General features: G+C 37.4%; 12 protein-coding genes and 1 pseudogene. 11 read left to right on the top strand and 2 right to left on the bottom strand.

What is annotated here, in order from left to right; all coding sequences use genetic code 11:
• Positions 1 to 69 precede the first annotated feature (69 nt).
• Together ACIRUQ_RS13795 and ACIRUQ_RS13790 are read left to right on the top strand one after the other, a co-directional pair.
• Positions 70 to 1428, top strand: a complete 1359-nt coding sequence (locus ACIRUQ_RS13795) for an MFS transporter (RefSeq protein WP_055290880.1) — start codon at positions 70 to 72, stop codon at positions 1426 to 1428.
• A gap of 79 nt (positions 1429 to 1507) precedes the next feature.
• On the top strand, positions 1508 to 2326 hold the full coding sequence (locus tag ACIRUQ_RS13790; protein ID WP_242853628.1) for a glycoside hydrolase family 43 protein: 819 nt from the start codon (positions 1508 to 1510) through the stop codon (positions 2324 to 2326).
• Between the two features lie 36 nt (positions 2327 to 2362).
• Here the strand turns inward: ACIRUQ_RS13790 and ACIRUQ_RS13785 are convergent, their stop codons facing one another.
• Positions 2363 to 3178, bottom strand: coding sequence for a MerR family transcriptional regulator (locus ACIRUQ_RS13785; protein ID WP_021738459.1), 816 nt, complete (start codon positions 3176 to 3178; stop codon positions 2363 to 2365).
• Between the two features lie 290 nt (positions 3179 to 3468).
• Between ACIRUQ_RS13785 and ACIRUQ_RS13780 the strand changes: the two genes are divergently transcribed.
• From ACIRUQ_RS13780 to ACIRUQ_RS13765, 4 genes and pseudogenes are all read left to right on the top strand, one after another.
• Positions 3469 to 4809, top strand: a complete 1341-nt coding sequence (locus ACIRUQ_RS13780; RefSeq protein ID WP_055290882.1) for an MATE family efflux transporter — start codon at positions 3469 to 3471, stop codon at positions 4807 to 4809.
• Between the two features lie 47 nt (positions 4810 to 4856).
• Positions 4857 to 6080, top strand: coding sequence for an arginine deiminase (gene arcA, locus ACIRUQ_RS13775; protein WP_055290885.1), 1224 nt, complete (start codon positions 4857 to 4859; stop codon positions 6078 to 6080).
• A 200-nt stretch (positions 6081 to 6280) separates the two neighbouring features.
• Positions 6281 to 7159: pseudogene (locus ACIRUQ_RS13770) on the top strand (AAA family ATPase); the annotation flags it as partial.
• 3 nt (positions 7160 to 7162) lie between these two features.
• On the top strand, positions 7163 to 8020 hold the full coding sequence (locus ACIRUQ_RS13765; protein WP_404856556.1) for a PD-(D/E)XK nuclease domain-containing protein: 858 nt from the start codon (positions 7163 to 7165) through the stop codon (positions 8018 to 8020).
• Positions 8021 to 8156: 136 nt separating this feature from the next.
• Here ACIRUQ_RS13765 and ACIRUQ_RS13760 read toward each other — a convergent pair whose 3' ends face one another.
• Positions 8157 to 9044, bottom strand: coding sequence for a LysR family transcriptional regulator (locus tag ACIRUQ_RS13760; protein WP_055290887.1), 888 nt, complete (start codon positions 9042 to 9044; stop codon positions 8157 to 8159).
• Positions 9045 to 9342: 298 nt separating this feature from the next.
• On the opposite strand from ACIRUQ_RS13760, the gene ACIRUQ_RS13755 reads away from it, so the two are divergent.
• The 5 genes from ACIRUQ_RS13755 (at position 9343) to ACIRUQ_RS13735 (ending at position 13924) form a co-directional block, all read left to right on the top strand.
• The gene (locus ACIRUQ_RS13755; RefSeq protein ID WP_242853629.1) at positions 9343 to 9963 is read left to right on the top strand and encodes an NIPSNAP family protein; all 621 of its coding nucleotides are present in this window, start codon (positions 9343 to 9345) and stop codon (positions 9961 to 9963) included.
• Positions 9964 to 9978: 15 nt separating this feature from the next.
• Positions 9979 to 11139 carry a TRAP transporter substrate-binding protein gene (dctP, locus tag ACIRUQ_RS13750; protein WP_055290891.1) on the top strand — a complete coding sequence of 387 codons (1161 nt, stop codon included), beginning with the start codon at positions 9979 to 9981 and terminating at the stop codon, positions 11137 to 11139.
• Positions 11140 to 11213: 74 nt separating this feature from the next.
• Entirely contained in the window at positions 11214 to 11732 is a 519-nt protein-coding gene (locus ACIRUQ_RS13745; RefSeq protein ID WP_022035907.1) for a TRAP transporter small permease, read from the top strand.
• Positions 11726 to 13009, top strand: a complete 1284-nt coding sequence (locus ACIRUQ_RS13740; protein WP_055290896.1) for a TRAP transporter large permease — start codon at positions 11726 to 11728, stop codon at positions 13007 to 13009. The genes ACIRUQ_RS13745 and ACIRUQ_RS13740 overlap by 7 nt, the downstream gene beginning before the upstream one ends.
• A 6-nt stretch (positions 13010 to 13015) precedes the next feature.
• Positions 13016 to 13924 carry an NAD(P)H-dependent oxidoreductase gene (locus ACIRUQ_RS13735; RefSeq protein WP_055290898.1) on the top strand — a complete coding sequence of 303 codons (909 nt, stop codon included), beginning with the start codon at positions 13016 to 13018 and terminating at the stop codon, positions 13922 to 13924.
• The last annotated feature ends 2 nt before the right edge of the window (positions 13925 to 13926 follow it).

The following is a 13926-nucleotide window of genomic DNA, read 5'->3' as shown; positions in this document are numbered from 1 at the left end:
ATGTCATAAAATTTGTGACATTATAGATTATAATCTCATCATCAAAAGAAAACAAGCAGGAGGTTTGTTATGAAAAGAGAAAAATTAAAGTTGTCAACGATTTTGTCTTATGCATTGGCAACCGGAAGTGGATATCAGATTATGGGTTCTTTAGTTGGGGCGTATCTGATGATCTTCCTGACAGATACGTTTGGAGTACCGGCAGGAGCTGTTGGTGTGATTACTGTAGTTGCTTCTGTATGGGATGCAATTAATGATCCGATGATGGGAACGATTGCCGACAGAACAAAGAGCCGTTGGGGAAAATACAGACCGTATTTTCTGTTTATTCCGGCGATTTTGACGGTTGTTGTAGTATTATTGTTTGCAAGTCCAAATATTGGAACACATGGAAAAATCATATGGACAGCAGTCTTTTATATTTTGTACGGAATGCTCAGAACTGCCATTGAAATTCCAAGTGGTGCACTGATCAATGCTGTTACAGATGAACCATCAGAGAGAAGCAAAATGATCAACGCCTATACAATGGTAATGGGAATTTGCACAACCATTGCAACTTCTTTTGGTCTGGCGCTGGTTTCGCTGTTTGGTGGAGATAATACAGCAAAGGGATATATGATCGTTGTTGGTCTGGCAGGTGTTATCATGACAATTACATGCTGGATGTGCTTTGCAACAACAAAAGAGACTTGTGTACAACATAATGAACAGAAGCCACTGCTGGAAGAAATTAAAAATTTATTTCATGTAAAAGGTCTGTTAAGTGTGATTGCTGTCTGGCTGGCAGCTTATACCGCATATAATATAATGATGTCATCTTCTGTGTATTACATCATGTACTGTTTATGCAGACCGGATCTGATCTCCGTGTACATGTTGGATGTTTCACTGATTGGATTGCTTGGAATTGTTATCATTGTTCCACTGTTTATGAAATTATTCCACAAGACACAAAAAGCATTTGCAATTTCTCAGGTTGCGGTAATTATATGTGATATTTTAATCGTAATTTTCCATGGAAACATGGCAGTATTATTTATCTGCTCTGGCGTTGCATCTATGTTTGCAACGGCATCCATGCCGTTCAGTGCAATGATGATGACAGAAATGACAGATCTGGTATTAATTGATTCTGGAAGAGTTGTAAATGGAACGATGGCAGCTTTGAAAGGATTTTCCAATAAAGCAGGTATTGCTATTTCCAGCGCAATTGTAAGTTTTACACTTGCAGCAACAGGATATATTGCAAATGCCATCGGACAGGAGCCACAGGCGGTTATTACAGGAATCACGGTTGCAAGATTTGTGGTTCCGGTTATTTGTGGAATTGTAATTATTTTAGCATTAGTGAAATATCCGATCACGGATGAAATCAGACAGAAAGTAAGAGCTGTATATGAAAAACAGCATACAGAAAATAAGTAGTATTAAGAGGAATAAAATGAAGTTAACAGATATTAATATAAGAGATCCATATATATTACGTAGTGGAGATTGGTATTATATGTACGGAACCAGAGCAGAGACCTGTTGGGGAGTGGCAGAAGGATTTGACTGTTTTAAAAGTAAAGATTTGGAGAACTGGGAAGGACCGTTTGAAATTTTTCACAGACCGGAAGGTTTTTGGGCAGATCGTTGTTTCTGGGCTCCGGAATGTTATGAAATTAATGGAAAGTATTATCTGGTTGCCACATTTGGTAGTGAAAAACATAAAGGCATTCAGATTTTACAGTCAGATACACCGGATGGAACATTTCAGATTATGACAGAAACACCTCTGACACCGGACGATTGGAATTGTATTGATGGGATGCTTTATCAGGAAAAGGAAAAAATCTATTTGATATTTTCCCATTCTTTTGAGGATGTTCCGGCTGGTGATATGTGTATGGTTGAGCTGGAAGAAAATCTCAGTTGTATAAAAGGTAAAATTATCACATTATTTTCTGCAAAAGATGCGGATTGGGCTGTTCCAATACCTTTTGCAAAAGCAGAATTTGGAATGGATGGTGATGTATATTTTACAGATGGTCCGGCAGTGTATCGTCAACAGAATGGAAAATTGCTGATTCTCTGGTCCAGTTGGGGCGAAAAAGGTTATACCGTTGGTCAGGCAGTTTCTGATTCCGGAAAAATAGAAGGCCCATGGAGACATTTGGAGCAGATTGTTTTTGGTCCAGATGGTGGGCATGGGATGTTTTTCCACACAAAAGAAGGTGCGTTAAAATACCTGCTGCATTATCCAAATCAACCGGGAGATGAGCACCCTCTTTTACTGGAACTGGCAGAAACTGAGTTGGGATTAAAAGCAACTTTAAGTTAGTGCGGTCAATTTACCTTTTTAGAATTTGCATATATATTACTCAATAATTTCTACTTCAACTTTCGCCACAAATTCATTTTCATTTTTTGTGATAAAATTATTTACCACGTCGTATTCAATGTAAAGATCACTGGTCTTAAGCTGATGCTGTTTTTTATAATTCAGCATTCGTTCATAAGTCTCACCGATTGTATTCCAATGACCGACATGATAGGCTGTCAGATATTTTCCAGCGGGAAGTATCTGGCAGTTTTTTATTGCAGGCTTCTGTCCCATGAGCAGAGCAACATTATCATAGGCATCGTAAATACCATGTTCCACATTTTTTCCGTACTGAAAATAAGCAATATCATAATCCAGATAAGGATTGGTCTTTTGTAACAATGAAATCAGCTTATTGAGATTTTTGGAAAAAGACTGATTAGAATTTGGCTCTGCCTCTCTGTAAAGATAGTAACAGTCCGGATAAGTCGTGATTTCAATTTTTGAAAAATCGGTCTGTTCCGCAATCTGAATCTTGTTTCTCTGTTGCTGCATCCATTTTTTCATGGATTGTAGTTTCTTAATCTGCTTTGCAATCTGTGCTTCATGTTCCAGAAATATCTGCTGAAAAAGTTCTGGGGTTCGCTGTGAAACGTATGTTTGAATTTCCTTTAATGGCATGTCGAGATCACGCAAAACCAGAATTGTGTTTAAAATATCAATCTGATCGATGGAATAAAACCGATAACCCTTTTCGTTAATATATTTCGGTTGAAACAGACCTATGTCATCATAATGAAAAAGTGTATGCTTTGTAATACCCATGAGCTGGGTCAGTTCGCCGGTGGTCAGATAATCTTTGCGTTCCATATACTTTAACTTCTCCTGTCTTGTAATTGCAATCTATAGGCATCCTGTGATTCCTATGCATTATGTGATTTGAGTAGATTATAATTTGATAATGATGTAAAAAATCTCCTGCAGACATGTTGTAAAAATCTGCTTGACTATAGGGTTACCCTATAGTATATGCTGTCAGAAGTCAAGATATAAAAGGTGAAAAAGCACATTTGTCACGTTGTATCATATGGGGAAAATGTGCAGATAACGGATAGAAGTATTATAAAAAAGTATGTAAGTTTGAGAAAGCAGGTGTTTTTATGAGTATGTCTTTGAATCAGGAGTTTACTCCTTTAAAATTATTGCGATTTGCAGCACCTTCCATCATTATGATGATATTTATGTCAATGTATACGATCATTGATGGAATGTTTGTATCACGTTTTGTGGGAAGTAATGCATTATCTGCAACTAATATTGTGTATCCGGTTGTGAATATTATGATTGCAATTGCAACGATGATGGCGACTGGAGGAAATGCGATCATCAGTAAATATCTTGGTGAAGGAAAAAAGGAAAAAGCCAAAGAAAGACTTACCATGTTTGTCGTTATTACATTAATTGTCAGTGGGATAATTATGCTGGTTACGCTGAGCTTTTTGAATCGGATTTGTTATATGCTTGGTGCTACGGATGAATTGCTGATGTATTGCAGAAATTATCTGATGATTCTTGTGATTTTTACCCCTGCCTGCATGCTGCAGTCGTTGTTTCAAAGTTATCTGGTAACGGCGGAACGCCCGACACTTGGATTGATTTTGATTATTTTAGCAGGAGTTTTAAATGCTGTGCTGGATTATGTATTGATCGTGCATTGCCATCTGGGAATCCGTGGTGCCGCTCTTGCAACCGGAATCGGGCAGTCGGTACCGGCGATTGCGGGCCTGATTTTCTTTTTCGTAAATAAAAAAGGGCTTTGCTTTATAAGATTTCAGGTAAATGTCAGAGATTTTTTGCATGCATGTTATAATGGATCTTCCGAAATGGTATCTCAGCTGGCAGCAGCTATTATTACATTTTTATTTAATTCAGTTATGATGCGGCTGGCCGGTGCAAATGGTGTGGCTGCCATCACGATCATTTTGTATGGAGAATTTTTATTTAATTCCTTTCATCTCGGATTCGCTGTTGGAATTGCTCCGATTGTCGGTTTTCAGTATGGTGCACAAAATAAAGCTCAGCTGAAACGGATATATAAGACAACTTTTATTTTTGTAGTGGTATCATCTGTTGTGATCACTGTGGTTGCTGCACTTCTGGCAAAACCAATCGTTTCGATATTTACAAAGGATCCGGGAACATGGGAACTGGCTTCTGTAGGATTTCAGATTTTTGCAATAAATTTCCTGTTCAGTGGAGTTAACATTGCGTCTTCCGGATTTTTTACTGCGCTGTCCAACGGAAAAGTATCTGCACTGATTTCTTTTTGCAGAACATTGCTTTTTACCGTTATATTTTTACTCGTGTTGCCGCGAATATGGGGACTGAACGGGGCGTGGGTTGCGATTCCTTCCTCGGAACTGTGTACCTTGGTGCTGTCAGTATGTATGCATGTGAAATATTTTATAAAAAAGAGTGAAAAAAATTATATTTTAGGCTAAAATGAAATGGATGTTATAAATGAAGGGGATAAGGAGGACGCCGTAAAATGGCAATCCATGTAAAAAGCGAAATTGGAAAATTGAAAAAAGTAATGCTTCACAGACCGGGTCAGGAACTGGAGCATCTGGTGCCGGAAGATCTGGAACGGCTTTTATTTGATGATATTCCTTATTTGAAAACTGCAAAAATCGAGCATGATATGTTTGCGGAGATTATGCAGGGACAGGGGGTGGAAGTCGTATACCTGGAGGATCTGACGGCAGAGGTGCTGAAAAATCCTGAGAAAAAGGAGCAGTTTGTTCGGGAGTTTATTGCAGAGGGTGGTGCTTCTGCAACAAAAGTGAGGGAGCAGTTATACGAATATCTGATGAATATTGAAGACGAAAAGGAACTTGTGTTAAAGACGATGTCAGGAATCCGGGCTTCTGAGTTAAATGTAAAAATGAGTTGTCCGCTGGTAAGTCTGGTGAAAAAAGAGAGTCAGTTTTTGCTGGATCCGATTCCGAATCTGTATTTTACGAGAGATCCATTTGCATGTATCGGAAACGGTGTCAGTCTGAATCACATGTATTCCCGGACCAGAAGAAGAGAGACACTTTACGGAAAATATATTTTAAAATATCATCCGGATTTTGCCGGAAAAGTACCGTTTTACTATGACAGAACGATGGATTTTGCCATTGAAGGCGGAGATATTCTGAATCTGAGCAATAAAGTCATTGCTATCGGAATTTCCCAGCGTACAACGCCGGAAGCGATTGAACTTCTGGCACAGAATATATTTGCAGATGAGACATCAGAAATTGAAACGATTATAGCACTGGATATTCCGTCTGTCCGTGCTTTCATGCATCTGGATACGGTATGTACGCAGGTAGATCATGACAAATTCACGATTCATCCGGGCATCATGCAGACACTGCGTATTTTTGAAATTAAACCGGGAGATCAGAAGGGGCAGTTAAAAGTGACAGAGTCCGATGCGATGCTTTCTGATATCCTTGCAAAATATCTGGAACTGGATAAAGTGACATTGATCAAATGCGGTGGCAAAGACCGGATTGCTTCTGAACGTGAACAGTGGAACGATGGTTCCAATACCCTTTGTATCGAGCCGGGAAAAGTTGTCGTATATGATCGAAACTATGTGACAAATGAGATTTTGCGTCAGCACGGTATCGAGGTACTAGAAATGGCAAGTTCGGAGCTTTCCAGAGGACGTGGTGGCCCACGATGTATGAGTATGCCGCTTGAACGGGCAGATATATAGAAAATAGCAGTAAATATCTGGGATAAGGAAAACTAAAAGAAGTATTTCTGCTTGTGTGTATGCACGGAAAACATTTTCTGAAAAAAAGCGAAAAAAATTATTTCCTGTAAAAAGAGGTTTGTTTACCGGGGAAGATGATGCTTTGGTTCTTGCGAAGATCAGGCTGGCAAAGTATAATCGGAGTATAGAGTAAGTCATGTATGAATTGTACCGGTATAAAAGAGGTGGTACGACAGGCAGAGGTGATCCGTATGGGACGAAAAATAGCAATCGGCATCCAGCAGTTTGATACATTGCGGGAAAATAATTATTTTTATATTGATAAAACAGATTTTATCCGGGAATGGTGGGAATCCGGTGATGCAGTTACCTTGATCACACGTCCGCGCCGTTTTGGAAAGACCTTAAATATGAGCATGCTGGAGCAGTTTTTTTCGGTCAAATATGCGGATTATAAGCATTTATTTCAGGAGCTGGATATCTGGAAAGAAGAAAAATATCGGACACTTCAGGGAACCTATCCTGTCATCAGTCTGTCCTTTGCAAATGTAAAGGAAAAAGACTATAAAATGGCGAGAAAAAAAATCTGCTAGTTGCTGACAAAACTATATGCCGATCATTCTTATCTTCTGGAAAGCGGATTGTTGTATGAAACAGATGTTGCGTTTTTTAAACGGGTTTCTGAAGATATGGATGATAGTGATGCATCATTGGCGCTTTACCAGTTATCGGATTATCTGTGCCGCTATTATGGGAAAAAAGTAATCATCTTGCTGGACGAGTATGACACCCCAATGCAGGAAGCGTATGTGAATGGATACTGGGAAGAACTGGTAGGATTTTCCAGAAGTATGTTTAATGCTGCTTTTAATCCATGGTTAGAACGTGCTATGATGACTGGAATTACGCGGGTAAGTAAGGAATCTATTTTTTCAGATCTGAATAATTTAAAAGTTGTTACTACGACTTCTGATGAGTATGCGACCTCATTCGGTTTTACAGAGAAAGAAGTGTTCGAGGCATTGGAGGAGTGTCATTTATCAGAAGAGCGCGAGCAGGTAAAACACTGGTATGATGGATTTATGTTTGGAACACATTCAGACATTTATAACCCATGGTCTATTCTGAATTTTCTGGATACAAGGCGATATACGACATACTGGGCAAATACGAGTTCAAACAGTATGATTGGAAAACTTCTGAGAGAAGGAAACCGGCAGATCAAGGAAAAATTCGAAAGACTTCTGTGTGGAGAATCGATAAAATCACCCATTGACGAGCAGATCGTATATAATCAGCTGGATGGAAATGAACGGGCAGTCTGGAGTCTGTTGCTGGCCAGTGGTTATTTAAAAGTGCTTTCCTACGAGCAATATTCTGAGATTCCGGAAGGAAACCAGCCACAGTATGAATTATCTATCACAAATTTAGAAGTAAAACTGATGTTTCGAAATATGATTGGTCAATGGTTTTCCGCTGCAGAATCGGATTACAATGATTTTGTAAAGGCATTACTTCTTGGAGACGTAGATGCGATGAATGAATATATGAACCGTGTGGCGTTGCTTACATTCAGTTCTTTTGATACGGGAAAACATCCATCAGGCAAAAGTGAGCCGGAACGTTTCTATCATGGATTTGTACTCGGATTGATGGTAAACCTTCAGAATCGGTATTATATTACATCAAACCGGGAAAGTGGATTTGGCAGATATGATATTATGCTGGAACCAAAAAATGAAACAGATGATGCAATTATTATCGAGTTTAAGGTGTATAATTCAAGAAGAGAACAAAGCCTGCAGGATACCGTACAGCATGCGCTGGAGCAGATCAAAGAGAAAAAATATGAGACAGAACTTCTGGACAGAGGAATATCAAAGAAACGCATACGGAGGTATGGATTTGCGTTCTGTGGGAAAGAAGTATTGATTGGATAAAAAATGACGAAAACAGGGATATTACATGAATGACTTTTCATGTAGCATCCCTGTTTTTGTAGTTAAATCATAAAATATAGACAATGTAATAAACCTTTTAATTTTAGTGATTGTTGTAAGATATGTTTATCATCTATTAATTCTGAATATCAAGTGTATCTTTAACAAAAGCGGTAATGGCAGGATTAAAGTTATTTTTAGACCAGTTCATCATAATGGTTGTATAAAATTGGGTGGAATCCAATTCAAGAAGATGAAATGTATTCGGAATTTTTTGACTGGATATTGCATCTGTTACAGAAATTCCGTTTCCTAATCCTACATTTAAGAGACTGGTATCATAAGATACGGATTTTATTTTGTAATTATCGAGATGATAATAGGATGCAAATTTATGAACCATATGTGTGATATCAGTAGAAGCAATCGTCTCTGCCAAATAAAATGTTTGGTTCTGAAAATCGGAAATAGACAGGTCTTTTTTTTGTGACAGAGGATGATTGTCAGAATATACACAATATAGAGGAGAGGTTCCTAATTCATAAGAAATAATATTATTATTACTGTTTGAACTAAAATCGTGAGAAATAATTATATCAGCTTCTCCAGATTCCAGAATATGTGCAAGAGGTTTTAAAGGAAGAGAAATCAACTCTACTTCAATTTTTGGATGCTTTTGTCTGAAATGATTTAAATATTCTGTGATAAAGCTATCCAAGTCCATATAGTACAAAAATCCAAATGTAAGTTTTCCTTGTTCGGCATTAGAACCGTTTTTGGCTAATGCTACTCTGGAAGAAATATATTTATTCATTTGGTTGAAGGCTTCATACATAATTACACCCTGTTCTGTAAGAAGAACTTTATTTTTTTGCCTTTCAAACAGTTTCATTCCAAGTTCTTCTTCGAGAGATGATATATTTCTGCTCATATTTGATTGAGACAAAAATAAAATTTCACTTGCAGTTGTAAAATTTAATTTATCTGCTGCTACTAAAAAGCATTCAATCTGTCGGCTTGTCATAAAAATCTACCCTTTCTATCTACTGCAATATGCATGATGTATAAAAATTATACCATAAATTCAAAAAATATTTTGTTTTCATAATAACAATAATCATAGAAAAAATCAATGATGGTAAAAATGACGAAAAAACATAAAAAAACGCCATGCGATTAATGAATGATGACTTCTGCTTTGCGCATTTTATTTTTGCATATGTTACATGATAAAATCTAAATAACAAAAAACGAAGGGGGTATGAAAAGTGATTATTGAAATTCGTCATTACACTTATTATCCAAGCGAATTCAGACCGTTTTTGAAATATTATGAAGAAGAAGGATTTTCAATTACTTCCAGACATCTTGGTGAAACGGTTGGAATTATGACAGGAATTAGTGGTATTGCAAATCGAACATTTCAGTTTTTTGCTTACAAAAGTTATGAGCACAGGTTGGAATGCAGAAAAGGATTTTTACAGGATCCTGTAAAGCAAAATTTTACCTCAGTAGCAGATAAGGCTATTATCCAGCAGGAAAGTATTTTAATTGAACCAACAAAATTTTCACCATTATTTGGAGAAAAGAGCGAAAAGCCATTAATGAAAAAAGAGGATGGTTCTCTCAGATACTTTGATTTGACTACATTTCATGTAAAACCAGGAAGGAGACAAGAGGTTTTAGAATTACTGGAAAAGAAAATGCTTCCACTTTATAAAAAATATTTGTCATACGAGGTAGGTTATTTTACGAAACATTATGGAGAAACAGACGCTGTTCTTGCTATGTGGGGATTTGACAGTGAACAGCAGAGAATGGATCAGATGAAAGAACTGGAAAATGATCCGGAGTATCAGAAAGAGATCACTAAATTGTATGCATTGATTAACGGAAGAGAATCACAAATGCTACAACCAACAACATATTCACCATTAAGATAACGGAGGAGAAGGAAAATGAAAAAGAAACTTGTGAGCGCATTATTAATATCTGCAATGGCAGTAGGCATGTTGGCAGGATGTGGTGGAAAAGATGAAAATACTGCGTCAAACGGAGGGACAACAGCAGCAGATAGCGGATCATCAGATGTTGAGGCATCAGGAGACAATTCAAGAAGTGTCGATTATGATAGTGTATCTGCAGAATCGTTGAAAGAAGAAGCTCAAAAAATAGCAGACAGTACAGATTTTTCAGAAGCAGTAGAAATTGAATTTGCATCCGCAGGAAAAAAAGGTGCAACAGATGCATCTATTTTTGAAAATTGGATGGAAGAAGTAACAGAGTTATCTGGCGGAAAAATTACATTCAATTATTATTCGGATGGATCAGTTGGAACAGATAGTGATATATTGCCTCAGGTAATGGATGGAACTCTGGATGCGGGAGCATGTGGTATCGGACCTCTTTCACAATATTCTGCTGATCTTGCTAATTTCCAGATGCCGTTTTTGATTACTGATTATGAGCTGGAATATAAAGCATGTCAGACACCAGAATGGCAGGCAATTTTAAATGCGGCAGAAGAAGCAACTGGATGTCTGAAAATTGTGGGACAGTATGATGTAGGACTTCGTCATTTTGCAAGTACAAAAGGTCCTATCGAGACGATTGACGATATGAAGGGATTAAAAATTCGTACTGCGTCTACAGATATCTTACAGGAAGGTATGGCCGCTGTAGGAGCAAACCCGATTACAACAGCTTATAACGAAATCTATACTTCTTTACAGAATAAAGTGGTTGATGCAGAAGAAGTAAATTATGCAACATTTGCAGGTCAGAGCCATTATGAAATCGTAAAGAACTTCTCAGAAATTGGTATGTATCCGTATACTTGCTTTATCTATTTTAACAGTTCTGTTTATGATAATTTACCAGATGGCTATGCAGATCTGATGCAGGCAGTTATGAATGAGCAGGAGTACATTTATCTGACAGAAACTATTGTAAAAGCTGATGAAGAAAGCAAACAGAAATGTATCGACAATGGTGTTGCAATAAATGAAGTTCAGGATCCTGAAGATTTTGAAGCAGCATGTGCAGGTTTGTACGATGAATATGCTGCAAAAAGCGGCCTTGCAAAAGCATTTATTGAGAAAGTTCAGTCTATGAAGTAATAAGAAATATTGGTTTGAAAAGAAATGTGTCTGGAGAAATCTTTCCTGATTTCTCCGGACAGGGAGGAAAGAAAGTGAAAGGCTTTGAGAAAGTATTAGATATCTTATCAAAAATATTGATGTGGATTTGCGCATTTCTTATGCTTGCCATGGTCTTGATTGTATTTATCGAAGTAATCCGACGATATGCATTGCATTTGACCTGGCCATGGTCTGAGGAATTGGTTCGCTACATGATAGTATATGCGACATTTCTTGGTGGTCCTGCAGCATATCGTATGGGTGCGCTGACCTGTTTTGATCTTGTTGTTTTAAAAATGCCGACAAAAACACAGAACATTTTAAAGTATGTGGTAAATACCATTATTATTGCACTTTGTGTTCTGATTTTGAAATATAGCCTTGTAGTAGTTCAATCACCGGCTATCCATCTTATGAAATCCGCAGGATTAAAATTTTCAATGTCAATTCCTTATGCGTCAATTCCAATTGGAATGATTTTAATGATTATTTTTGGAATAGAACAGTATTTTATAATTCATAAAAAAATCAAAGAGAGTAATGTAGAACTGGAAGGAGGTCAGCCATGTTAATTGCAATTGTTGTATTTGTAATCGCATTGATTATTGGTGCGCCTCTGGCCATTGCACTGGGATTATTCGGTGTGGCACATATTGCTACAATGGGCGATGCGACATTTTTTAATTTATGTGTACAACGTATGTTTGGCGGTGTAAATATTATCAGCCTGAGCTGTATTCCATTTTTTATGTTGGCTGGAGAGTTAATGAACGGTGGAGGTGTTACTACCAGATTATTAGATTTACTTCGCAGCATTTTGGGACATGTAAAGGGTGGTCTGGCATATTGTACGGTTGTAATATCAGCCATTCTGGCAGCAATTCTCGGATCTGCACAGGGTGAGGCATCTTTATTATGTAGAGTGTTGGTACCTGAATTGAAAAAGGACGGATATCCAGAAGATTTCTCCGGTGCGTTAATCTCGGCAGCGGCAGTACTTGGACCGGTTATTCCACCATCTACGATGTTTGTTTTTTACTGTATGCTTACCGATGTATCTATTAAATATATGTTTATTGCTGGTATTGTTCCTGGTATTTTACTTGCTGTTGCATATTGTATTGTTGTGGCATACAAGGCAAAGAAAATGGGATTGAATGGAACTGGTGTGAAACCGGAGTTAAAAAAGATTGGAAAAGCTTTTGTAAAAGCAATTCCTGCATTATGCGTTCCATTAATTATTATTGTTGGTATTACAGCAGGTATTTTTACTGCAACAGAATCAGGAGCAGTTGCTTGTGTTGCTGCTATGGTAGCTGGATTGGTATATAGAGAACTTGATATTAAGAAACTGCCTCAGATGTTGTTTAGAGCCGCTATTAGTACAGGAGCTATTTTCTTGATTGTTGCATTTGGAAATATTATTGCATGGTCTATGGCTAAAGATGGTATTCCAGGATTGATTATGACAGCACTGACTTCATTAACATCAAACAAATATCTTATTATTTTGATTATTCTTGTTTTGCTTGTGTTAATTGGATGTGTTTTAGATATGGCTTCTGCAACATTGGTATTTTTACCAGTATTATTCCCACTGGCAATATCCATCGGAATGGATGGTGTTCATTTTGGTATTATCTTCTCTATCATGATTTCTATCGGACTGATTACACCGCCAGTTGGACAGGTTCTTTTTGTAACATCAAATGTAGGAAAAATTGATTTTAATAAGATTGTAAAACAGATATGGGTATTTGTAATCGCTGCATTGGCAGTAACTGCCGCGATGGCTTACTTACCAAATGTAGTATTGTGGATTCCTCGTTTGTTAGGATATGGAGGATGAAAATAAATGAAAACTCTGCTGCTTAGTGCAGGAAGAAAAAATGGAAATAATGAAATTCTTGGGAAACAGGCGCTGATGCAGATTCAGAAAAAATGTGGAAGTGAAATTCAAATTATCCGTTTGCAGGATTTGCATATTGAACAGTGTATTGGATGTGAAAGCTGTATGAGAAGTCTTGTGTCTGGTGGTGATGGAAAATGTATCATGAAAGACAAAGATGATATGGCCTGGTTGCTGGAACAGGTAAAAGATGTAGATGCTATTATTTTATCTGCACCAATATATGATCTGATTCCAAGTGGAAATATGATCACACTTTTAAATCGGGTGTTAGGTGTTGGTCTTGAGTACAGAAACATGTGCAAACAACAGAAAAAGGTAGGAGCAGTCATTGCAGTTGGAGGTTCTGATTGGATTGATCTTACTGAGCCATTAATAACCCTCTCCTTAATAAACCTCTGTAAAGGCAGTATTGTCGTAGACAGATTAATTGTCGGTGGCAATACTGCACCATCCATGGTGCTTTTAGATGATGAACTTATGGAACGTGCAGCACTGCTTGGAGATAGAGTGGCAGATGCATTGACAGATAAAAAAGAACGCTTTTATAAAGGTGAAAAAGGTGTATGTCCATCCTGTCATTGTAATTTGTTGATTCCGACAGGAAAAAATAATGTGTCATGTGCTTTTTGTGCGGCAAAGGGAAAAATTTTATCTGTTTCAGAAGAATTGAAAATTGAGTGGGATCAGGAATCAATTGATCACAATCGTTTTACAGAAGCAGGTGAAATGCAGCATCAGGAGGATATCAGAACAGCAAATAAAAAAGCATTTTGCGTAGATGGAAAGCAATTGATCGCAGATAAAAAGAAAATATATATGGAATATAAGCCATATATACAACCGGAGAGGTAAAA

This window comes from Eubacterium ramulus (genome assembly GCF_045002895.1).
GTDB classification, from domain to species: Bacteria; Bacillota; Clostridia; order Lachnospirales; family Lachnospiraceae; genus Eubacterium_I; species Eubacterium_I ramulus.
The sequence above is the reverse complement of the archived record's forward strand: the minus strand, read 5'-3'. Positions and strand labels throughout refer to the sequence as shown.

Bases quoted from the DNA above. Each gene is read 5' to 3' on its own strand.
- ACIRUQ_RS13760 (WP_055290887.1), bottom strand. From the start codon at position 9,044: ATGACAAGCCGACAGATTGAATGCTTTTTAGTAGCAGCAGATAAATTA.
- ACIRUQ_RS13790 (WP_242853628.1), top strand. From the start codon at position 1,508: ATGTACGGAACCAGAGCAGAGACCTGTTGGGGAGTGGCAGAAGGATTT.
- arcA (WP_055290885.1), top strand. From the start codon at position 4,857: ATGGCAATCCATGTAAAAAGCGAAATTGGAAAATTGAAAAAAGTAATG.
- ACIRUQ_RS13740 (WP_055290896.1), top strand. From the start codon at position 11,726: ATGTTAATTGCAATTGTTGTATTTGTAATCGCATTGATTATTGGTGCG.
- dctP (WP_055290891.1), top strand. From the start codon at position 9,979: ATGAAAAAGAAACTTGTGAGCGCATTATTAATATCTGCAATGGCAGTA.
- ACIRUQ_RS13785 (WP_021738459.1), bottom strand. From the start codon at position 3,178: ATGGAACGCAAAGATTATCTGACCACCGGCGAACTGACCCAGCTCATG.
- ACIRUQ_RS13780 (WP_055290882.1), top strand. From the start codon at position 3,469: ATGAGTATGTCTTTGAATCAGGAGTTTACTCCTTTAAAATTATTGCGA.
- ACIRUQ_RS13765 (WP_404856556.1), top strand. From the start codon at position 7,163: ATGTTTGGAACACATTCAGACATTTATAACCCATGGTCTATTCTGAAT.
- ACIRUQ_RS13735 (WP_055290898.1), top strand. From the start codon at position 13,016: ATGAAAACTCTGCTGCTTAGTGCAGGAAGAAAAAATGGAAATAATGAA.
- ACIRUQ_RS13795 (WP_055290880.1), top strand. From the start codon at position 70: ATGAAAAGAGAAAAATTAAAGTTGTCAACGATTTTGTCTTATGCATTG.